The 19,149-nt window shown below is 74.6% G+C and carries 20 protein-coding genes and 1 pseudogene; 12 read left to right on the top strand and 9 right to left on the bottom strand.

The annotated features are described in order from the left end of the window. From V6U77_RS27465 to V6U77_RS27440, 6 genes and pseudogenes are all read left to right on the top strand, one after another. Positions 1–767: pseudogene (locus V6U77_RS27465) on the top strand (hypothetical protein); the annotation flags it as partial. A gap of 36 nt (positions 768–803) precedes the next feature. Further along, positions 804–1,778 (top strand): alpha/beta fold hydrolase, encoded by a 975-nt coding sequence (locus V6U77_RS27460; protein ID WP_334609638.1) that lies wholly within the window; start codon positions 804–806, stop codon positions 1,776–1,778. Positions 1,779–1,882: 104 nt separating this feature from the next. Next, a complete protein-coding gene (locus V6U77_RS27455; protein WP_334609637.1) occupies positions 1,883–2,728 on the top strand; it encodes a DUF3152 domain-containing protein in 846 nt (281 codons plus the stop codon). 198 nt (positions 2,729–2,926) lie between these two features. Further along, the gene (locus V6U77_RS27450; RefSeq protein WP_334609636.1) at positions 2,927–3,682 is read left to right on the top strand and encodes a DUF3152 domain-containing protein; all 756 of its coding nucleotides are present in this window, start codon (positions 2,927–2,929) and stop codon (positions 3,680–3,682) included. Positions 3,683–3,792: 110 nt separating this feature from the next. Further along, a complete protein-coding gene (gene moeZ, locus V6U77_RS27445) occupies positions 3,793–4,974 on the top strand; it encodes an adenylyltransferase/sulfurtransferase MoeZ (RefSeq protein WP_442934525.1) in 1,182 nt (393 codons plus the stop codon). Between the two features lie 39 nt (positions 4,975–5,013). Further along, the gene (locus V6U77_RS27440; protein ID WP_334609640.1) at positions 5,014–5,895 is read left to right on the top strand and encodes a prenyltransferase/squalene oxidase repeat-containing protein; all 882 of its coding nucleotides are present in this window, start codon (positions 5,014–5,016) and stop codon (positions 5,893–5,895) included. Positions 5,896–5,932: 37 nt separating this feature from the next. Here V6U77_RS27440 and V6U77_RS27435 read toward each other — a convergent pair whose 3' ends face one another. The 8 genes from V6U77_RS27435 to proB form a co-directional block, all read right to left on the bottom strand. Next, the gene (locus tag V6U77_RS27435) at positions 5,933–6,448 is read right to left on the bottom strand and encodes an SUKH-4 family immunity protein (RefSeq protein ID WP_334609634.1); all 516 of its coding nucleotides are present in this window, start codon (positions 6,446–6,448) and stop codon (positions 5,933–5,935) included. A 75-nt stretch (positions 6,449–6,523) separates the two neighbouring features. Next, positions 6,524–7,144 (bottom strand): hypothetical protein, encoded by a 621-nt coding sequence (locus tag V6U77_RS27430; protein WP_334609633.1) that lies wholly within the window; start codon positions 7,142–7,144, stop codon positions 6,524–6,526. Continuing rightward, positions 7,141–7,758 carry a hypothetical protein gene (locus V6U77_RS27425; protein WP_334609632.1) on the bottom strand — a complete coding sequence of 206 codons (618 nt, stop codon included), beginning with the start codon at positions 7,756–7,758 and terminating at the stop codon, positions 7,141–7,143. The genes V6U77_RS27430 and V6U77_RS27425 overlap by 4 nt, the downstream gene beginning before the upstream one ends. Further along, the gene (locus V6U77_RS27420) at positions 7,751–8,245 is read right to left on the bottom strand and encodes a WXG100 family type VII secretion target (protein ID WP_334609631.1); all 495 of its coding nucleotides are present in this window, start codon (positions 8,243–8,245) and stop codon (positions 7,751–7,753) included. The genes V6U77_RS27425 and V6U77_RS27420 overlap by 8 nt, the downstream gene beginning before the upstream one ends. Positions 8,246–8,272: 27 nt before the next feature. Continuing rightward, the gene (locus V6U77_RS27415; RefSeq protein ID WP_334609630.1) at positions 8,273–8,599 is read right to left on the bottom strand and encodes a WXG100 family type VII secretion target; all 327 of its coding nucleotides are present in this window, start codon (positions 8,597–8,599) and stop codon (positions 8,273–8,275) included. A 2-nt stretch (positions 8,600–8,601) separates the two neighbouring features. Further along, complete coding sequence (locus V6U77_RS27410; protein ID WP_334609629.1) at positions 8,602–9,000, bottom strand: YbaB/EbfC family nucleoid-associated protein; 399 nt, start codon at positions 8,998–9,000, stop codon at positions 8,602–8,604. 126 nt (positions 9,001–9,126) lie between these two features. Continuing rightward, entirely contained in the window at positions 9,127–10,371 is a 1,245-nt protein-coding gene (locus V6U77_RS27405; protein WP_334609628.1) for a glutamate-5-semialdehyde dehydrogenase, read from the bottom strand. A gap of 69 nt (positions 10,372–10,440) precedes the next feature. After that, on the bottom strand, positions 10,441–11,598 hold the full coding sequence (proB, locus tag V6U77_RS27400; protein WP_442934524.1) for a glutamate 5-kinase: 1,158 nt from the start codon (positions 11,596–11,598) through the stop codon (positions 10,441–10,443). 13 nt (positions 11,599–11,611) lie between these two features. Between proB and V6U77_RS27395 the strand changes: the two genes are divergently transcribed. The 5 genes from V6U77_RS27395 (at position 11,612) to V6U77_RS27375 (ending at position 17,081) form a co-directional block, all read left to right on the top strand. Further along, positions 11,612–11,923 carry an MGMT family protein gene (locus V6U77_RS27395; protein ID WP_334609626.1) on the top strand — a complete coding sequence of 104 codons (312 nt, stop codon included), beginning with the start codon at positions 11,612–11,614 and terminating at the stop codon, positions 11,921–11,923. A gap of 32 nt (positions 11,924–11,955) precedes the next feature. Further along, on the top strand, positions 11,956–13,359 hold the full coding sequence (locus V6U77_RS27390; RefSeq protein ID WP_334609625.1) for an MFS transporter: 1,404 nt from the start codon (positions 11,956–11,958) through the stop codon (positions 13,357–13,359). Between the two features lie 27 nt (positions 13,360–13,386). After that, positions 13,387–14,916, top strand: a complete 1,530-nt coding sequence (locus V6U77_RS27385) for a pyridoxal phosphate-dependent decarboxylase family protein (RefSeq protein WP_334609624.1) — start codon at positions 13,387–13,389, stop codon at positions 14,914–14,916. Between the two features lie 173 nt (positions 14,917–15,089). Beyond that, complete coding sequence (locus V6U77_RS27380; protein ID WP_334609639.1) at positions 15,090–15,680, top strand: NADH-quinone oxidoreductase subunit B; 591 nt, start codon at positions 15,090–15,092, stop codon at positions 15,678–15,680. Between the two features lie 84 nt (positions 15,681–15,764). Next, the gene (locus tag V6U77_RS27375) at positions 15,765–17,081 is read left to right on the top strand and encodes a DUF2252 domain-containing protein (protein ID WP_334609623.1); all 1,317 of its coding nucleotides are present in this window, start codon (positions 15,765–15,767) and stop codon (positions 17,079–17,081) included. A gap of 7 nt (positions 17,082–17,088) precedes the next feature. Here V6U77_RS27375 and V6U77_RS27370 read toward each other — a convergent pair whose 3' ends face one another. Then, positions 17,089–18,135 carry a glucose 1-dehydrogenase gene (locus V6U77_RS27370; protein WP_334609622.1) on the bottom strand — a complete coding sequence of 349 codons (1,047 nt, stop codon included), beginning with the start codon at positions 18,133–18,135 and terminating at the stop codon, positions 17,089–17,091. Between the two features lie 198 nt (positions 18,136–18,333). Between V6U77_RS27370 and V6U77_RS27365 the strand changes: the two genes are divergently transcribed. After that, the coding region (locus V6U77_RS27365) for an NADH-quinone oxidoreductase subunit C (RefSeq protein WP_442934523.1) at positions 18,334–19,149 on the top strand (816 nt) is incomplete at its 3' end.

Genomic DNA, 19,149 nt, shown 5'->3' with positions numbered 1-19,149 from the left:
AGCCGCGCGTCGTCGACGCCAGGGCACCGGGCTCCGCGGCGCGCTCCGTCGAGGCGGCGGCCGCCGAGCCCCGGGTGCCCGGCGGCAGGCTGGCCGGCAGTCCGTCGGAGGTCCCGCCGACGCGCGCCCAGGCGCGTCCCGAGGCGGTGGCCGAGGGCCCGCGCCGACGTCGGCAGCCCGCCGCCCCGCACCGGGGTCGCGCCACGGTGGAGGAACCGGGTTCGGTCTCCGCCGCCCCGGCCGGGGCGGCGTCCGGTGCCCCGTCGACGGCTGGCACGTCGTACTCCGGCGGGCAGGTGACGACGACGGAGACCGCGCCGTCGCGCCCGCTGGACACCGGCGGCGCCGTGGGTCCCCGGGTGGTGATCGACCACGTCCAGGTGAGCACCTTCGGGCTCGACGCCACGGTGGAGGTACGCCTGCTCGCCGGCGAGGAGAGCGCCGCCGGCTACTCGACCGGGCCGGCCGTCGACGGGTACGTGCTGCGGCTCTGCGCGGTGGCCGCCGCGGCGGCGGTGGACGAGCTGCTGCGCGGCGGCGAGCGTGGGCCCGACGCCGGCCCCGACCGTGGGCGCTGCTTCGTCGAGCACGCCGCCGTGGTGCCCTTCGGCAACTGCGACGTGGCCACGGTCGTGGTGCTGCTCGTCTGCGACGGCTGGGTGGAGCAGCTCGTCGGCTCCGCACTGGTGGCCGGTGACCCCCGGCAGGCGGTCGTCCGGGCCACCCTGGCCGCGGTCAACCGCCGGATCGAGGCGCTGCTGGCCTGAGTGCTCCCGGCGCTCGGCCTCGGGCAGACTGGAGTCATGAAGCGCGCCACCCTCCGGCCGGACCACCTCCTTCCCGAGCACTCCGTGCCGCCGCCCTGGCCGGGGCGGGAGGTGCGCCTCGACGGCACGGTGACGTACGTGCGGGACACGCCGGCCACCGCTCCCGGTGCGGAGCCGGCGCTCTACGTGCACGGGCTCGGCGGCTCGTCGCAGAACTGGACGGACCTGGCGTACCTGCTCGCCGACCGGCTCGACGGGCAGGCCATCGACCTGCCCGGGTTCGGCCGCAGTGAGCCGGGCCGCCGGTACACCGTCCCGGCCTTCGCCGACCGGGTGATCCGCTGGATCGAGCACTCCGGCCGGGGGCCGGTGCACCTGTTCGGCAACTCGCTGGGCGGGGCGATCTCGGTCCAGGTGGCGGGCGTACGGCCGGACCTGGTCCGGAGCCTGACGCTGATCTCGCCGGCCCTGCCGTTCCTGGACTTCCGGCGCTCGTTGCAGGGCCGGATGCTGCCGCTGCTGGCGATCCCCCGGGGCGAGCGCCTGGCCGCCTGGCGGTTGGCCCAGATCGCGCCCGAGGTGATGGCCCAGCAGGTGATGGAGTCGTGCGTCGCCGACCTCAGCCGGATCTGCGACCAGCGCCGGGAGGAGGCGCTGGAGGAGATCCGGGTACGGCACGAGGTCCCGCACTACGCCGCCGCGTACGTCCGGACGTTCCGTGGGCTGGTCTCCAGCTTCCTGCGGTCGTACCTGCCGGGGTCGGGGTCGCTGTGGCGGCTCGCCGCGACGGTCGCGGCGCCCACCCTGGTCATCGGGGGGCGGGCCGACCGGCTGGTGGACGTGCGGGTGGCCCCGCAGACGGCGCGGGTCGTCCCGGACAGCCGGCTGCTGATGCTCGACGGCGTCGGCCACGTGGCGCAGCTGGAGGTGCCGCGCCTGGTGGCCCGGGCCGTGTTGGGCCTGCTCACCGAAACGGGGGACACCGCGGAGCGGTCCGACGTGGCAGGCTGACCGGGATGTCCCCTGCCCGTCGCCCCACCCCGAAACGCCGCGCCCCGGCTCCCGCCGAGGGCCGTCGTCGTGCCCCGGCCGGATCACCCGCCCGGGACGGCGGCGTGGACCTGACCCGTGCGCGGCACCGCCGTCCGGCGCGACGGCGGCGGCTCGTGGAGCTGGTCGCGCTGGTGATCGCGGTCGGCGCGGCGGTGGCGGTGATCGCCGACCGGCGCGCCGGCGGGGCGGAGGCGCTCATCGCCGAGGAACTGGCTCCCGCACCGGTGCTCGCGCCGGCGGCAGCCTCGCCGCTGGCGGCGTCGCCGGGCGCGTCGCCGTCGGCCGCCGCGCCTCCGCCGGCCGTGTTCCGGCTGCCCGGACCGGTGCCGTCGGCGGGCCGGGGCAGCTTCGGCTACGACGACCGGACGGGCCCGGTGCTGGGTGACGCGGGCACGCTGCGCCGCTACCGGGTCGCCGTGGAGTCGGGTGCCGGCGAGGACACGGGCGAGTTCGCCGCCGCCGTCGAGCGGGCGCTCGCCGGGCCGGGAAGCTGGGTCGACGGCGAGCTGCGGTTGCAGCAGGTGGGCGCCGACGCCCGGCACGACTTCACGGTCCACCTCGCCACGGCGAAGACGGCGGGCCGGATGTGCGCCGCCGGAGGGGTGGACATCCGGGTGGGTGGGCGGCCCTACACGTCCTGCCGGGCGCCCGGCAAGGTGATCATCAACCTGGAACGCTGGCGGCTCTCGGTGCCGCACTTCGTCCGTGCGAAGGTGCCGCTCTCGGTCTACCGGACGTACGTGGTCAACCACGAGGTCGGGCACCAGTTGGGGCACCGGCACGAGCGCTGCCCCGGCAGGGGGCGGGTGGCGCCGGTGATGATGCAGCAGACGCTCTTCCTCGACGGCTGCGTGGCCAACCCCTGGCCGTACCGCGACGGCCGCCGGTACGCGGGCCCCCGGCTCTGACCTGCACCGGGCGGTGCCGGGCGCGGCCCGGAGGGAGCGGCCCCGAAGGATGAACGTAATTCGGGTTTTCCGAGGCGTAATGCCCGATTAGTGTGGGACGCTCGATTCATGACGTCGTCGTCCCCTTGCGACCCGCCTGGCCCCGTCCGCCGCCCGCCGCCCCGATCCCTGTCACCCCGGCCGGCCCGCGACCGGCGGGTGCCGGCCTCCCCGCTGCGGGACCGGCGCGTGGTGGGGCTCGGCGTACTCCTGCTGGTCGCGGCGACCGCCGCCGTGACGCTGGCCCGGACCGCCGGCCCGGCGACCGTGCCCGCGGGCGGCGACGGCACCCGGACGTCGTACGCGGCGGGGACGCACGAGGGGCCGACGCCTTCGGCCTACCCCCGCACGGGTACGGGGGACTTCACCGCCGCGCCCGGCGACTCGCCGGTGCGGGGCACCGACGGGCCCCTGCTGCACTACCGGGTGGCCGTGGAGCAGGGCGCCGGCCAGGACGTCGCCGCCTTCGCCGCCACCGTCGACGAGGTCCTGGGCGACCCCCGTGGCTGGACCGCCTCGCAGGAGCTGCGGCTGCGGCGGGTGGCCGAGGCGACCGACGCCGACTTCACCGTCTATCTCGCCACCCCGGACACCTCCGAGCGGATGTGCGCGGAGGGCGGGCTGAGCACCGAGGGCTACACCTCCTGCCGGCTCCCCGGGCAGGTGGTCATCAACCTGGCGCGTTGGCTGGAGGCGGTCCCCGACTACGGGGCGCCGCTGGCGGTCTACCGCGCCTACGTGGTCAACCACGAGGTCGGCCACGAGCTCGGCGAGGTGCACCAGGCGTGCCCGGGGCCCGGCGAGCCCGCGCCGGTGATGCAGCAGCAGACGTACGGCCTGGACGGCTGCGCGGCCAACGCCTGGCCGTACGTCGACGGCTCCCGGTACGCCGGCGAGGTCGTTCCCGGCATCTGAGTTATTCCCCTTCCCGCAGTTCGGGCGACGTGTCGCTCCTCATGGCCGATCGAGGTCGGTGCGAGCGACAATGGCTCGGTTCGCCTTCAGCCGATTCCGGGGAGTCCACCGTGTCGTTGCCCCCGCTCGTCGAGCCCGCCGCCGAGCTGACCGTTGACGAGATCCGCCGCTACTCGCGCCACCTGATCATCCCGGACGTGGGGGTCGAGGGGCAGAAGCGGCTGAAGAACGCCCGGGTGCTCTGTGTGGGCGCGGGCGGTCTCGGCTCGCCGGCGCTGATGTACCTCGCCGCCGCCGGGGTCGGCACGCTCGGCATCATCGACTTCGACACCGTCGACGAGTCCAACCTCCAGCGCCAGATCATCCACGGCGTCTCCGACATCGGCCGCTCCAAGGCCGAGTCCGCCGCGGCCTCCATCCGCGAGATCAACCCGCTGGTGAACGTGGAGATCCACAACACGGCGCTGGACCGGGAGAACGTGCGGGACATCTTCTCCCGCTACGACCTGATCGTCGACGGCACCGACAACTTCGCCACCCGCTACATGGTCAACGACGCGGCGGTGCTGCTCGGCAAGCCGTACGTCTGGGGGTCGATCTACCGCTTCGACGGCCAGGCGTCGGTGTTCTGGGCCGAGCACGGCCCCTGCTACCGCTGCCTCTACCCGGAGCCCCCGCCGCCCGGGATGGTCCCCTCCTGCGCCGAGGGCGGCGTGCTCGGCGTGCTCTGCGCGTCGATCGGCTCGATCCAGGTCAACGAGGCGATCAAGCTGCTCGCCGGCATCGGGGAGCCGCTCGTCGGCCGGCTGATGGTCTACGACGCCCTGGAGATGAGCTACCGCAAGATCAAGGTTCGCAAGGACCCGAACTGCGCGCTCTGCGGCGAGAACCCCACCGTCACCGACCTGCTGGAGGACTACGAGGACTTCTGCGGCGCGGTGTCGGTCGAGGCCCAGGAGGCGGTGCTCGACGCGACCATCACCGCGCTGGAGCTCAAGGAGTGGCAGGACGCAGGCAAGGACATCTTCCTCGTCGACGTCCGCGAGCCGGCCGAGTACGAGATCGTCCGGATTCCCGGCGCGACGCTGATCCCCAAGGGCGAGATCATCTCGGGTGAGGCGCTCGCCAAGCTGCCGCAGGACCGGCAGGTCGTGCTGCACTGCAAGTCCGGGGTCCGTTCGGCCGAGGCGCTCGCCGCCCTCAAGGCGGCAGGCTTCCGCGACGCGGTGCACGTGCAGGGCGGCGTGCTCTCCTGGATCAAGCAGATCGACCCGTCGCTGCCCGCGTACTGACCTTGCCGTCGGCCGAGGTCGCGGCGGGCCGTCCCGCGCCTGGCGACCTCGGCCGATCCACCGAGGCGGAATCGCGTTTGCGCAGGTAGCGTTGCTGCCGTGGTCGACATCGATGCGGCGGTCGGGTTCGTCGTGGCACACGGGGACGCGGTGGACCGCGCCCGGCTGTCCCAACTACGCACCGGCGCGTCGCCGGCTCCCGCGCTGCTCGACGACGCGGAGGTCGGCCAGGGCCCCGACGGCGGCTGGCCGGCGACGCTGGGCGGGGCGATCTCCTCCGTGGACGCCACCTGCTTCCGCCTGTCCGAGCTGGACGACCTGGGTGCGCTCGGCCGTCCGGCCGCCCGCCGGGCGCTGGACTGGCTGGCCGCGCGGCAGTTGCCCGACGGCGGCTGGGAGGAGGACCCGGCGCTGGCCGACGTCGCCCCCGAGTGGGCCCGGCCGGGCGACCCCGAGGCGGGGTTCCACCTGACCGCGAGCGCCGGGTTCTGGCTGACCGTCGCCGGACTGGACGCGCGGGCGGCCGGGCCGCTCGACCACCGGGTCGGCGGGGCGTACGCGGGCGTCGTGCACGCCGCCGCGCAGTCGCTCGTCGCCCGGCTGCGCCCGGACGGCGGCTGGCCGTCCTTCCTGCCCGCCGGTTGGCTCAGCGCGGCGGTCCTGCACCGGCAGGAGATGTTCCACGAGGCGGCGCGGATCCAGGTGATCCTCGCCGAGCGGGTGCCGGAGCTGTCCCCGGGCGACGTGGCCTGGCTGGCCGCGACGCTGCGCCGCGTCGGCATCGAGGGCGACGAGTGGCTGCTGGCGCGGGCGCGGCGGCGGCTGGCCGAGACCCAGCGCAGCGACGGCGGGTGGTCCAGCGACGACGGGCACCAGTTCGACGTGCACACCACGCTGAGCGCGATCCGGGCCTGCCGCTGAGCCTCGGCCCGTCAGCCGCGCGCCGGCCCGGCCGCCCTCACCTGAGCTGGCTGATCACCAGCGGCCACCAGGCGTCCGGGGCGAACGCGGGGCGGTCGATGCTTTCCAGGACGGTGCGCAGCGTCTCCGCCCGTTCGGCCCGGCCCGGCTTGCCCTCGTCGGCCTCCACGAAGAGCGCGAACTGGTAGAGGAACTCGACGAAGGTGCGAAAGTTGCTGTTGACGGCCTGGACGTCCTGCTGGTCCAGGTCGAACTGCAGGATCTCGCCGGTCTTCGGGTCGAGCACGTAGAGCAGGTCGGGGTTGTCGGCGACCGCGCCCACCACGATCAGGCGCAGGTCCAGTGAGCCGTCCTCGGTGGTGAGCTGGATCGTGTCGAACAGCTCGATGTCGCCGTCGAGGAAGGCGGTGTAGACGACCGCCACGTCGAGCGGGATCTCGTCGCCGGCGGGCAGCAGGTCGGGGTCGAATCCCCCCTCCAACCACGCCTCGCGCGGGTACGGGATGAGCTCGTCCTCGTTCCACAGCGAGCGGAACCGGGGGTCAGCGGCCATCGTTGGTCCTTCGCGTCTCGGGTGCGGACGGTGTGCGGGCGCCGGAAAGCGGCGGCGCCGGACGCCGGGTCGGCGTCAGGACGCCAGGTCGGCGGCGATCAGCAGCCGTCGCCAGTTGTCGGCGTACTCGCCGGCGTGCGGGCCGGAGCGCAGCCGCCGGTCGCGCACGCCGGGGCCCAGGACGACGGCGACCAGCTCCGGATAGCCGGGACCGAGCACGTGCTCGTCGAAGAACGTCGGCACGTCGGGCGCGACGACGGTGAACTCCACGTCCTCGTCGGGGTGCTCGTACTGGAAGACGTAGTCGTCCGGCTCCATCCAGTAGACGTCGAGATCCTCCGGGTCGAGGTAGATCGGCGCCCCCGCCCCGATCTCGCCGCGCAGCCCCGGCGGGATGCTGTGCACCTCGTGGCCGACCGCGAGCGGGCTGCCCATCGGGTCGTCCTCGTCCACGCTGCGGGCCGCCCAGGCGGCCGGGCTGAGGACCGCCTCGGGCGGGGCGAAGCGGAAGTTGTCGCCGGCCAGCCGGCCGAAGAGGCCGTAGACCTCGGCCACGCCGGGCAGGTCGGGGATCGGTTCCAGCGGGATCGGCTCGCCGATGACCACACCGAAGCCGCGCTCGGCCTCCAGCCGCCGCAGCAGGGCGAGCTTCTCCCGGATCCGGTCCAGGCGCGCCGGGTCGGGCGGGCTGGTCACGGGATCACCTTCACGATGACCGGGGTGCCCTCGGGAACGTCCCGCAGCGCGACGGAGATGTCGCTGCCGAGCTGACGATTCGTCCAGGCGTCCATCGGCCTGAGGTTATCGTACGTGTCCGTTCCGTCCAGTTGCAGCTCCTGGATGTGGTCGGGGTCGTAACCCTGGCCCCGGGCGGTGATCGGCCCCTTGCCCGCGTAGAGGCGATCCACCACGTTCTTGTTGGCCAGGTACTTGTTCGTCTCCGGGGTGCCCTTGTCCTGGGTCAGCCGGCCGTCCTTGGTCAGGCTGCGGATCATCCGGTCCCGGTAGATGTTGGTGCGGGTGCGGCGCTTGCCCGTGACGGGGTCGTAGACCTTGTTGCTGTCCCGGTCCGACGGCGCCTTCTTCAGCGCCCCGTCCTGGCCGAGCCGCCGCAGGTCGCGGGCCTTGCGGTCGAAGTCCCGCCGGTCGAAGTCCGGCCGGTTCTTCAGCACCAGCACGGCCGGGCCCTTCGGCTTCGTGCCGGCCGACTTGGCGGTGCGGAAGACGTCGGCGTTCTCCAGGTAGGCCGAGACGACGCGGGCGCCCCTGGCCTGCGTCTGCCGGGGCGGGTTGGTGCGCTTCCTAGCCATTGAGCACCGTCTCCACGGCCATGCCGATGAGCTGGTCGATGATGAGACCGGTGATCACCTTGAAGATCGGGATCTGCAGCAGGGACGCCCCGAAGGTGACCGCCGCCGTCGCGATGGCCTGCGCGATCTGGATCGCCAGCAGGGCCAGTTGGACGATCACCTGGATCTTCAGGGCCAGCACCACGCCCGCCGCGACCATCAGCCCGACACCGATGACGGTGGCCGGGCGGGCGACATCGGCGACGTTGCGGGCGGCCGACTCCTTGTCGTTCCACTCGCCCGCGAAGGCGGTGAAGCTCTCGCCCCGGTTGTTGTCGAGCACCGTGCGCGCCGCCGACTCCAGTTGCGCGACCGAGCCGGAGATCTGGCCGGCCATGCCGGTCCACTCCCCGGCGAGCCGGAAGATCGCCGTCTCGTCCGACTGTGGCCACTCGTAGCCGAGCATCGACAGCAGGGAGGCGAGTTCCCCCGGGAGCGTCAGGCCCACCGCGGCTCCTTTCGTAGGTCTGGCGGCTCAGCCGCCCAGCGAGCCGAGGATCGCGCGGAAGGACGCGGCGGCGTTCTCCTCGGCGGCGCGGTAGCCGTCGGCCATCTCGCGCAGCCCGTCGACGTAGCTCTCCAGCTCGGCGATGTTGGTGCCGAGGCACTCGGCCAGCGCGTCCACGCACGCCTGGTGGGCGACGCCCAGCAGCGACCCGATGTCGTCGCCGCCGAAGGCGGCGGCGTAGCCGCCGACCGTCGCCTGGAAGCCCTCGAAGACCTGGCGGACGGACTCCTTGGCCCGTTCCAGCTCGTCCGCGCCGCGACCCAGCGCGTCGATGTCGACGTCGAGGCTCTCCATGCTCAGCTCCCGTGCAGCTTGCGCATCGTCTCGCTGACGGCCTGGCTGATCTCGCGCATCTGTCGCAGGCCCTGGTCCTGCAGGCGCTCGATGGTGGCGGTCATCGCGGCGAGGTCGGGCATCGGTTCGGTCGCCGCGCTCCCGTCGTCCTGACCGTCGAGCGCCGCGTTGACCGCCTGGCGCAGCTCGGCCGCGAGGAACTCCGAGCCCTCCCGGAGCACCCGCGGGTCGATGTCGACGGCGCTGAACCGACCGTCGGTGCCGAGCGTGACCCGGATCCGGCCCTCGGCGGCCTCGGCCACCGACTCCGTGCGCTCCCGGGGCGCGGCGGCGCCACCGACCTCGCGCAGTGCGGCCCGCGTTTGCGCCAGCTGCTGTTCCAGGGCACCCTCGCCCAGCATGCCGCCTCCCCAAGACAAGCCGTGCCGAACCCGACCCAGACTAGCGGTCAGCCGCGATCCGGCGGCGCCCCCGCCGCCGGACGGTCGGGCTTCCGACCGTCCGGCGCCCGCGAGCGTGGGGGAGGGTCAGCCGCGCAGGTGACCGTCGCCGGTGACCACGTACTTGGTGGAGGTCAGCTCGGGCAGGCCCATCGGTCCGCGCGCGTGCAGCTTCTGGGTGGAGATGCCGATCTCGGCGCCGAAGCCGAACTCGCCGCCGTCGGTGAACCGGGTCGAGGCGTTGACCATCACGGCCGCCGCGTCCACCCGGGCCACGAACTCCCGGGCGGCGGTGGTCGAGTCGGTGAGGATCGCCTCGGTGTGCCCGGTGCCGTACCGCCGGATGTGCGCGACCGCCGCGTCGAGCGAGTCGACGACGGCGACCGCGATGTCGGCGGAGAGATATTCGGTGGCGAAGTCCTCGTCGCTGGCGGGTCGCACCGCGGCGGAGTGGGCGGCGACCCGCTCGTCGCCGTGCACGGTGACGCCGGCCTCGGCGAAGGCGGCCAGCATCGCCGGCAGGAAGGCGTCGGCGACCGCCGCGTGCACGAGCAGCGACTCGGCGGTGTTGCAGGTGGACAGCCGCTGCGTCTTCGCGTTCAGCGCGATCGCGACGGCCTTTTCCAGGTCGGCGGCGGCGTCGACGTAGACGTGGCAGTTGCCCACGCCGGTCTCGATTACCGGCACCGTGGACTCCTCCACCACCGTGCGGATCAGGGACGCGCCGCCGCGCGGGATCAGCACGTCGACCAGGCCCCGGGCGCGCATCAACTCCTTGACCGAGTCGCGGCTGCTGGCGTCGAGCAGCTGCACCGCGTCCGCCGGCAGACCGGCACCGGTCACCGCGTCGCGCAGCACGGCGACCAGGGCGGCGTTGGAACTGGCGGCCGACGAGGAACCGCGCAGCAGCGCCGCGTTGCCGGACTTCAGGCAGATGCCGGCGGCGTCGACCGTCACGTTCGGCCGGGCCTCGTAGATGATGCCCACCACGCCGAACGGCACCCGGATCTGGCGCAGCTGCAGCCCGTTGGGCAGGGTGGAGCCCCGGACCACCTCGCCCACCGGGTCCGGCAGCGCGGCCATCTGCCGCAGGGCGTCGGCGATGCCGGCGACCCGACCCGCGTCGAGGGCGAGGCGGTCCAGCACGGCCTCGCTCAGTCCCGCCTCATGTCCGGCCGCCAGGTCCGCCGAGTTCGCGGCCAGGATCTCCGGCGTACGCGCGACCAGCGCGTCGGCCATCGCCACCAGCGCGGCGTCCTTGGCCGTACGCGTGGCGACGGCCAGCGCCTCCGCCGCCGTACGCGCCCGCCGGGCCTGCTCGCTCACGCTCATCGCCGTACCACTCCTCAGTCGTCAGGACGGGACCCCTGCCATCCCGAAGCGGTGGCAAGGGGCCGTCACCTACAGCAGTACCAGGTCGTCGCGGTGGACGACCTCCCGTTCGTACGCCGGGCCGAGGGCCGCGGCGAGTTCCCCGGTGGACCGGCCGAGCAGCCCGGGCAGTTCGACCGCGTCGTAGTTGACCAGTCCCCGGGCGACCGGTGCGCCCTCGGCGTCGACCAGGTCGACCGGGTCGCCGGCGGTGAACGCGCCGTCCACGGCCGTGATCCCGGCGGGCAGCAGCGACTTGCGCCGGCCCACCACCGCCGCGACCGCGCCCGGGTCGAGGTGCAGCCGCCCCCGGGGCGAGGTGGCGTGGGCCAGCCAGAAGAGCCGGGCCGTCGGGCGCCGGCGGCTGGGGTGGAACAGGGTGCCGACGGGCTCGCCGGCCAGTGCCGGGGCGGCCAGCGGCGCGGCGGTCAGCACCACCGGGATGCCGAAACCGGTGGCGATCCGGGCCGCCTCCACCTTCGTCACCATGCCGCCGGTGCCCACCCCGGCCCGGCCGGCCCCGCCGACGTCCACCCCGGTCAGGTCCCGCTCGTCGTGCACCTCGCTGATCCGGCTCGAGCCGGCCCGGGTGGGGTCGCCGGTCCAGAGGGCGTCCACGTCGGAGAGGAGCACCAGCAGGTCGGCGTGGACGAGGGCGGCGACGAGGGCGGCCAGCCGGTCGTTGTCGCCGAACCGGATCTCCTCCGTGGCGACCGTGTCGTTCTCGTTGACGATCGGCACCGCCCGCAGGTCGAGCAGCTTGCGCAGGGTGCGGTACGCGTTGCGGTAGTGCGCCCGCCGGGTCACGTCGTCGACGGTGAGCAGGACCTGCCCGACGGTGAGCCCGTGGCGGGCGAAGGCGGCGGCGTACCGGCCGATCAGCAGGCCCTGCCCGACGCTGGCGGCGGCCTGCTGGGTGGCCAGGGCGCGCGGGCGCCGGGACAGCCCCAGCGGCGCGAGGCCGGCCGCGATCGCGCCGGAGCTGACCAGCACGACCTCGCGGCCCTGGGCGGCGAGCGCGCCCAGGGTGCCGACGAGCGCGTCGACCCGCTCGTCGTCCAGCCCGCCGGCGGCGGTGGTCAACGAGGAGGATCCGATCTTGACGACGACCCGCCGGGCCGCCGTGACTACGTCACGCACCCGCCCATTCTGCGTGGTCGGTCCCGGCGCGCCCCGGCGCGTTCTCATATCGTGGCCGGTCGTGAGACCTGACGAGTACGTCGAGGCGGTGCTGGAACTCGTCGAGCGGATCCCGCCGGGCCGGGTGATGTCGTACGGGGCGGTCGCCGACGCGCTGGCCGAACGCTCGGGGCGGGCCTCCGCGCGCCTGGTCGGGGCGATCATGGCCCGGCACGGCGGGGGAGTGCCCTGGCACCGGGTGGTGAACGCGGCCGGCCGCCTGCCGCCCGGTCACGAACGGGAGGCGCGGGAGCGGCTGCGCGCCGAGGGCACGCCGCTGCGCAGTGCCGGGGTGGACATGACGGCGAGCTGGTCCCCCGGGGAGGGGATGTGACCCGCGCCATAACGTGAGTAACATTCGGCGCCATGGACGCGCCGTCGGGTGGAGCTGGTCCGGTCGCTGGCGCGCTGCCGCGCCGGGTACACGCCGGTTACGCGCTCGGATCGCTGGCCACGGGCGCCTTCGGCACCGTGCCCGGCCTGCTGCTGCTGCCGTACCTGACCGACACCCTCGGCATCGCGGCGGGCGCGGCGGCGCTGCTGGTGCTCCTGCCGAAGGCGTGGGACGTGCTGGTCAACCCGGTCGCGGGCCGGATCTCGGACCGCACCCGGTCGCGCTGGGGCGCCCGCCGGCCGTACCTGCTGGGCGCCGGGATCGCCCTCGGCGTGCTCTTCGCCGCCATCTTCGCCGCGCCGTTCGGGGCCGGGCCGGCCGCCGGGGCGTACGTGGCGCTCGCCTTCCTCGCCACCGCCACCGCGTTCGCCTTCTTCCAGGTGCCGTACGTGGCGATGCCGGCCGAGCTGACCGACGACTACGCCGAACGTACCCGGCTGATGAGCTGGCGGATCGCGGTGCTGGCGCTGGCCATCCTGGTCTCCGGCGCGGTGGCCCCGCTGGTGCGCGACGCCGGCGGGGGAGGCGTCCCCGGGCACCGCTGGATGGGGCTGTTCGTCGCCGGGCTGATCGTGCTCGGCGCGCTCGGCGCATTCCTCGGCACCCGCTCCGCGCCCGGCGGAACGGTGGGGGAGAGCGAGCCGACGCTGCGCGCCCAGCTCGCCGTCGCCGCCCGCAACCGGCCGTTCCGGGCGCTGCTGGTCTGCTTCGTCGTGCAGTCCGCCGGGGTGGCCACCGTCCTCGCCGGGGTCAACTACTTCGCCGACCAGATCCTGCGCGATCCCGAGGGCGGGCCGACCGTCCTGTTCGCCTGCTTCGTCGGGCCGGCGCTGCTGGTGATGCCGCTCTGGACCCGGGTCGGGGCGCGGGTCGGCAAGCTCGCCGCCCTGGTCGCCGCGTCGCTGATCTTCGCGGTGGGCGCGCTGGCCCTGGTCGCCGCCCCGGTGCTGCCCGCGCTCGCGGTCTACCCGCTGGTCGCGCTGATCGGCGTCGGCTACGCCGGGCAGCAGGTCTTCGCCCTCGCCATGCTGCCGGACTGCATCGCGTACGACACGGCGCGCACCGGCCGGCGGCAGGCCGGCGTCTTCACGGGGGTGTGGACGGCCGGCGAGACCTTCGGGCTGGCCCTCGGGCCGGGCATCTTCGGCCTGGTGCTCCAGCTCAGCGGCTACGTCTCCTCCGACACCGGCACGGCGGCCAGCCAGTCGGACACCGCCCGCCTGGGCATCCTGCTCGGCTTCACCGTCCTCCCCGCCCTCCTGGTGGGCCTGGCGGTGCTCTTCCTGCGCCCCTACGACCTGACCCCGACCCGCCTGGCCACCCCCCACGCCCACCCCGCCGATCATGCAGTTGTGGTGGGGGAGGAAAGCCGCTGACCCGCATGGAAAGGGCACCACGACTCCATGATCGACGACGAAGCTGACCGACGGGCGCTGCCCGTGAACGGGTTGCCCGCCGAGCGGGTACTGGCGGAGGTACGCGCCCTGCGCGCCGCCGACCGGCCCACGCACGGGGGGCGGCTGTTCGCGTACGTCTACGACCCGGCGGTGCCGGGGCTGGACGAGCTGGCCGTTGCCGCGTACGCCGGCAGCGCCCACGTCAACGGGCTCGACCCGACCGCCTTCCCGTCGCTGCTCGCGATGGAGAACACGCTGGTCGGTGCGGCCGCCCGGCTGCTCGGCGGCGGCCCCGGCAGCACCGCGCCGGACGTCGTCGGCAGCGTCACCAGCGGCGGCACCGAGTCGCTGATCCTCACCGTCAAGGCCGCCCGCGACGCCCACCCGGAGATCGCCGCGCCCCGGATCGTGGTGCCGGCCAGCGCCCACGCCGCGTTCGCCAAGGCGGCGCACTACCTGCGCGTCGCCGTGGACACGGTGCCCGTGTCGGCGTCGACGCTGCGGCCGGCCGCCGCCGACGTGGCCGCCGCCATCGGCCCGGAGACCGTGCTGGTGGCGTGCTCCGCCCCCTCGTACGCGCACGGCGTCGTCGACCCCGTCGCCGAGATCGCCGCGGCGGCGGCCGCCGCCGGGGTGCGCTGCCACGTCGACGCCTGCTTCGGGGGCTGGACGCTGCCCTACCTGCGCCGGCTCGGGGCCGACGTGCCGCCGTTCGACTTCGCCGTCGCCGGGGTCACCTCGGTCTCGGTGGACCTGCACAAGTACGCGTACGCGCCGAAGGGCGTGTCGGTGCTGCTGCACCGCGATGCGGCGCTGCGCGCCCCGCAGTACTTCGCGTACGCCGACTGGCCCGGCTACCCGATGGTCAACCCGGTCATCGCCTCCACCCGCTCCGGCGGGCCGATCGCCGCCGCGTACGCGACCCTGCGGCACCTCGGCGACGACGGGTACCTGCGGCTCGCGGCCGTCACCCGGGACGCCGTCGCCGGCCTGGCCGACGCCGTGCGCGCGGTCGACGGGCTGCGGCTGATGGCCGAGCCGGAGTCGACCGTGGTCTGCTTCACCGCCACCGACCCGGGGCTCGACCTCTTCGTCCTGGTCGACGAGCTGGCCGCCCGGGGCTGGCACACCCAGCCCCAACAGTCGTACGCCGACCTGCCGCGCAGCGTGCACCTGACGGTGACGGCCGCGGTGGCGCCCCGGGTGGCCGAGTTCGGCCCGGACCTGGCCGACGCGGTGGCCGCCGCGCGGGCCGCCGGGCCGGTCGCGCTCCCCGCCGAACTGCTCGCCCTCGCCGGCGCGTTGACCCCCGACGCGCTCACGCCGGACCTCGTCGCGGGCCTGGCAGCCGGGCTGGGACTGGGCGGCCCGGCCGAGGCCACCACCCCCGCCACGGCCGCCACCCCCGGCCGGCCGGACGGGCCCCTGCCGGGGCGGATGGCGACGGTGAACACCCTGCTCGACGTCGCGCCGCCCGCGCTGCGCGAACGGCTGCTGGTGGAGTTCGTCGGCCTGCTGCAACGCCCCACCTGGTGAACGGCGGCGTCCACCCAACCGGTGGGCGCCGCCGCCGGACCACCCGTCCACGCGGACGTCGACCTACGTGCCGCTCACCAGACGGTGCCGCGGCCGGGCGCGCACCCGAGCGACCGGTCGACGTCGTCGGCGGCTGTGGTTGACTGGTGGCGGTGCTCGGGAAGGGGGCGGTCGTGCAGGTGCCGGGAGTGCTCGGTGAGCCGATCCGGTTCGTGCTGAACTGGGGCCGCCGCTACTCGCTCTGGGTCTTCAACTTCGGCCTGGCCTGCTGCGCGATCGAGTTCATCGCCACCAGCATGGGCCGGCACGACTTCATGCGCCTCGGCGTGATCCCGTTCGCGCACGGGCCCCGGCAGGCCGACCTCATGGTCGTCTCCGGGACGGTCACCGACAAGATGGCCCCCGCCATCAAGCGGCTCTACGACCAGATGCCCGAGCCGAAGTACGTCATCTCGTTCGGCGCGTGCTCCAACTGCGGCGGCCCCTACTGGGACTCCTACTCGGTGACGAAGGGCGTCGACCAGCTCATCCCGGTCGACGTCTACGTGCCCGGCTGCCCGCCCCGGCCCGAGGCGCTGCTGCACGGCATTCTGCGCCTGCAGGAGAAGATCGCCGCCGAGCAGTCCGGGATCGGGGGCGTGCCCCGGCCGGACGCGCTGGCCGCGCCGGTCGACGCCGCGCCGTCCGACGCCGGGCACACCGGCGCCCTCCCGCGCTCGGCGGAGTCGCTGACCGCCCCGCCGGTCCGCCCGCCCACCTCCTGAGGCCGCACGCCCGCCCAACTCCTGAGCCGTACCGTCCGGTCGGACGAGAGCCCGGGTTGGCCGCCGGGGGCTAGCCTGCGCACCATGAACCACTCCGCCGACCAGCGTTCCGCCCACATCGTCGACGTGCTCACCGAGGAGTTCGGCGCGTCGATGGCGCTCGACCCGGCCGCCTTCCGGCGCAAGTTCCGCAAGATGGCCGCGTCACCGTTCGCGTTCTACCGGGGCAGCGCCTCGCTCTTCTACGCCGACCAGGTCGGCGACTTCGCCGACGACCGGTTCCTCGACGACCGCACCAGCCGGGTGTGGATCCACGGCGACCTGCACGCGGAGAACTTCGGCACGTACATGAACGCCTCCGGGCAGCTCGTGTTCAACGTCAACGACTTCGACGAGGCGTACGTGGGGCCGTTCAGCTGGGACCTGAAGCGGCTGGCGGCCAGCGTGGCGCTGCTCGGCTACGCCAAGGCGCTCTCCGACCGGGCGATCAGCGACCTGGTCACCGGCTTCGCGCGGTCGTACCTGACCGAGCTGCGCGCCATCGCCGACGGTGGCGACGACGCGATCGGCTCGATCACGCTCGACAACGCCGACGGGGTGCTCCGCCGGGTGCTGCAGCAGGCACGGCTCAACACCCGCGTCGACCTGCTCGCCACGCAGACCACCATCGACAACTACGAGCGCCGCTTCTCCCTGGGCGACGGCGTCTTCGAGATCGACGCCGAGACCCGGAAGCGGGTCTGCGCCGCGTTCGAGGACTACCTCGGCACGCTGCCGGCCTCCTCCACCCAGTTCCGCCCCGTGGCCACCCAGATCAAGGACGTGGTGCTGCGCAAGGGGGTGGGCATCGGCTCGGCCGGGCTGCCGTCGTACAACCTCCTGCTGGAGGGGCACACCCAGGCGCTGGAGAACGACGTCGTCATCTACATGAAGCAGGCCCAGGTGCCGGCGGTGGCCCGGCACATCGCCGACGAGTCGGTCGCCGGTTACTTCCAGCACCAGGGGCACCGCACCGCCGAGTCGCAGCGCGCCCTGCAGGCGCACGCCGACCCGTGGCTGGGCTTCACCGAGCTGGACGGGGCCGGCCAGCTCGTCGCCGAGGTCTCCCCGTACGCGGCCGACCTCGACTGGGCCGACGTGAACGAGCCGGAGGAGCTGGCCGGGGTGCTGGCCGACCTGGGCCGGGCGGTCGCCCGGATGCACTCGGTGGCCGACGACGAGTCCAGCCACGACCTGGTCGACTACTCCACCGAGGAGGCGATCGTGGCGGCGGTGGACGCCGACGAGCCCGGTTTCGTGGCCCACCTGGTCGACTTCGCCCACGCGTACGGCGTCCGCGCCCGGCAGGACCACCAGCTCTTCGTCGACCTGTTCCGCAACGGCCGGCTGCCCGGCCTCTGAGCGGGGGTCAGGAGCCGAACTCCAGCACCACCTTGATGTCGTCCGGCTCGGGGGCGTACGCCTCGGCGTACGCCTCCACCGGCACCCGGCGGGTGATCAGCGCGTCGAGCCACGACGGGTCGGCGCGGGCCAGCGCGGCGGCCGCGAGGTCCCAGTGCCGGCGGTTGGCGTTCACCGAACCGAACACCACGTTGTTCTCCAGCACCAGGGAGCGGTTGAGCGCCCCGGCGTCGAGGTCGATGGTCCGCCCGCCGCTGGACACGCCGGTCAGGCAGACGATGCCGGTCGGGGCGGCCTTGTACATCACGTCGAGGACGACGACCGGCGCCCCGGTGCACTCGAGCACCACGTCCGGCTCGAAGTCCAGCTCGCAGACGGACCCGGTGTGGTAGGTCGCCCCGAGCGCCCGGACCAGGCCCGGCTTCGGCCCGGTGGTGTTGCGGTCCAGCACGTGCACGGCGAGCCCGCGCTGCGTGGCCAGCAGCGCGGCCAGCAGGCCGATCGGCCCGGCCCCGGTGACCAGTACGGTCCGCGGCTGCCACTCCGCGCGGGCACCGATCCGCTCGATGTGCTCCCACGCCTTCGCCACCACGCTGGTCGGTTCCAGCAGCATGCCGACCGGGGCGAGGGACCGGCCGAGCCCCACGGCGAAGCGGGGTTGCAGCCGCCAGCGGTCCCGGGCGAAGCCGGGCAGGGCCTTGATGCCGTGCTCGGTGAACCGACCGTTGCGGCACATGTCCCACTCGCCGACCGCGCAGTTCGGGCAGGGCACCGGGTCGGGATGCCGGACGACGCCCGCCACCAGGTCACCGGGTTGCAGGGTGCCCGACGGGTCCTCCAGCACCCGGCCCAGCGACTCGTGCCCCAGCACCAGCCGGTCCGCGCCGGGCGGCGCCTCGCCGTACTCGCCGGCGATGATCTCGTGGTCGGTGCCGCAGATCCCCACCGCCAGTGCCTCGACCAGGATCGCGCCCTCCTCGGGCAGCGGCTCCGGATGGTCCTCGACCAGCCGCAGGGAGTCGGCGACACCCGGGTTGACAGTCACAGCGCGCACGCCCCCATCCTTCCCCGCCGCCCGTCCCCCCGCAGGCTGAACTCCCCGATCCCCCGCCCCGCCCCGCCCCCGCGCCCCGACCTCCCCGCCCCGACCGGGCAGGGGCGCGTGGGGGCCGGGGCGGGGTGGAGGCTGGGGGTGTGGGGCGGGGGTGTTTGGTTGGGTGGGGGGTGTGGGGGAGGACCTAGGATCAGCGGCATGACTCCGGAAGAGGTCGGCCAGCGGATGGTCGCGCTGCTCGCGCCCGCCGAGGCGACCCCGTCGGTCTCCGGCGGCCAGGCGTACGCGCGGGCCACCGTCGACGTACCGCCGGCGAACTGGCCGGACGCGCTCCGTGCGGCCCGCGACGACGCCGAGCTGGCCTGCGACTACTTCGACTGGCTCTCGGCCGTCGACGAGCTCGCCGGTGGCTTCGACGTGGTGGCGCACCTCTGGTCCACGACCCGCCGGCACGGGTTGCTGCTGCGTACCCGGGTGCCCCGGGAGACCCCGGCGGTCGCCTCGGTGGTCGACGTCTACCCGGGTGCCGCCTGGCACGAGCGGGAGACGCACGAGATGTTCGGCATCGACTTCCCCGGCCACGCCGGGCTGGCGCCGCTGCTGCTGCCGCCCGAGTTCGAGGGGCACCCGCTGCGCAAGGAGTTCGTGCTCGCCTCCCGGGTGGCGAAGCCGTGGCCGGGCGCCAAGGAGCCGGGCGAGTCCGAGGCCGGTGGCGGGCGTCGGCCGATCCGCCCGCCGGGCGTACCCGCGCCGGGTGAGTGGGGGACGACGCCGACGCCGGCCGGCGCGGGTGGGGTCGGTGAGGGGCCGCGCGGCGGCACCCCGGCCCGACCGGCGCGGGAGCGGCCCGCCCGGCCGGCACCGGGGGCCCGTCCATCGCGTACCGCCACCACCGACGGCCCGGCGCCCACGGATCCGGCGCCCACGGGCCCGGCCGCCGCGCGTCCGGCAGGTCCGGCCGCCGAACCGCCGCCCGCCGACCCGCCGCCCGCCGACCCGCCGCCCGCCGACCCG

This window comes from Micromonospora sp. CPCC 205546 (assembly GCF_036902715.1).
Classification (GTDB): Bacteria; Actinomycetota; Actinomycetes; order Mycobacteriales; family Micromonosporaceae; genus Micromonospora.
Note: the sequence above shows the minus strand (reverse complement) of the source record. Positions and strands in the feature narration are given on the sequence as shown.

Excerpts from the sequence above, each read along its gene's own strand:
- V6U77_RS27390 (WP_334609625.1), top strand. The coding sequence starts at position 11,956 with ATGGACGCGCCGTCGGGTGGAGCTGGTCCGGTCGCTGGCGCGCTGCCG.
- V6U77_RS27415 (WP_334609630.1), bottom strand. The coding sequence starts at position 8,599 with ATGGAGAGCCTCGACGTCGACATCGACGCGCTGGGTCGCGGCGCGGAC.
- V6U77_RS27425 (WP_334609632.1), bottom strand. The coding sequence starts at position 7,758 with ATGGCTAGGAAGCGCACCAACCCGCCCCGGCAGACGCAGGCCAGGGGC.
- V6U77_RS27435 (WP_334609634.1), bottom strand. The coding sequence starts at position 6,448 with ATGGCCGCTGACCCCCGGTTCCGCTCGCTGTGGAACGAGGACGAGCTC.
- V6U77_RS27385 (WP_334609624.1), top strand. The coding sequence starts at position 13,387 with ATGATCGACGACGAAGCTGACCGACGGGCGCTGCCCGTGAACGGGTTG.
- V6U77_RS27405 (WP_334609628.1), bottom strand. The coding sequence starts at position 10,371 with ATGAGCGTGAGCGAGCAGGCCCGGCGGGCGCGTACGGCGGCGGAGGCG.
- proB (WP_442934524.1), bottom strand. The coding sequence starts at position 11,598 with ATGAGAACGCGCCGGGGCGCGCCGGGACCGACCACGCAGAATGGGCGG.
- V6U77_RS27410 (WP_334609629.1), bottom strand. The coding sequence starts at position 9,000 with ATGCTGGGCGAGGGTGCCCTGGAACAGCAGCTGGCGCAAACGCGGGCC.
- V6U77_RS27375 (WP_334609623.1), top strand. The coding sequence starts at position 15,765 with ATGAACCACTCCGCCGACCAGCGTTCCGCCCACATCGTCGACGTGCTC.
- V6U77_RS27460 (WP_334609638.1), top strand. The coding sequence starts at position 804 with ATGAAGCGCGCCACCCTCCGGCCGGACCACCTCCTTCCCGAGCACTCC.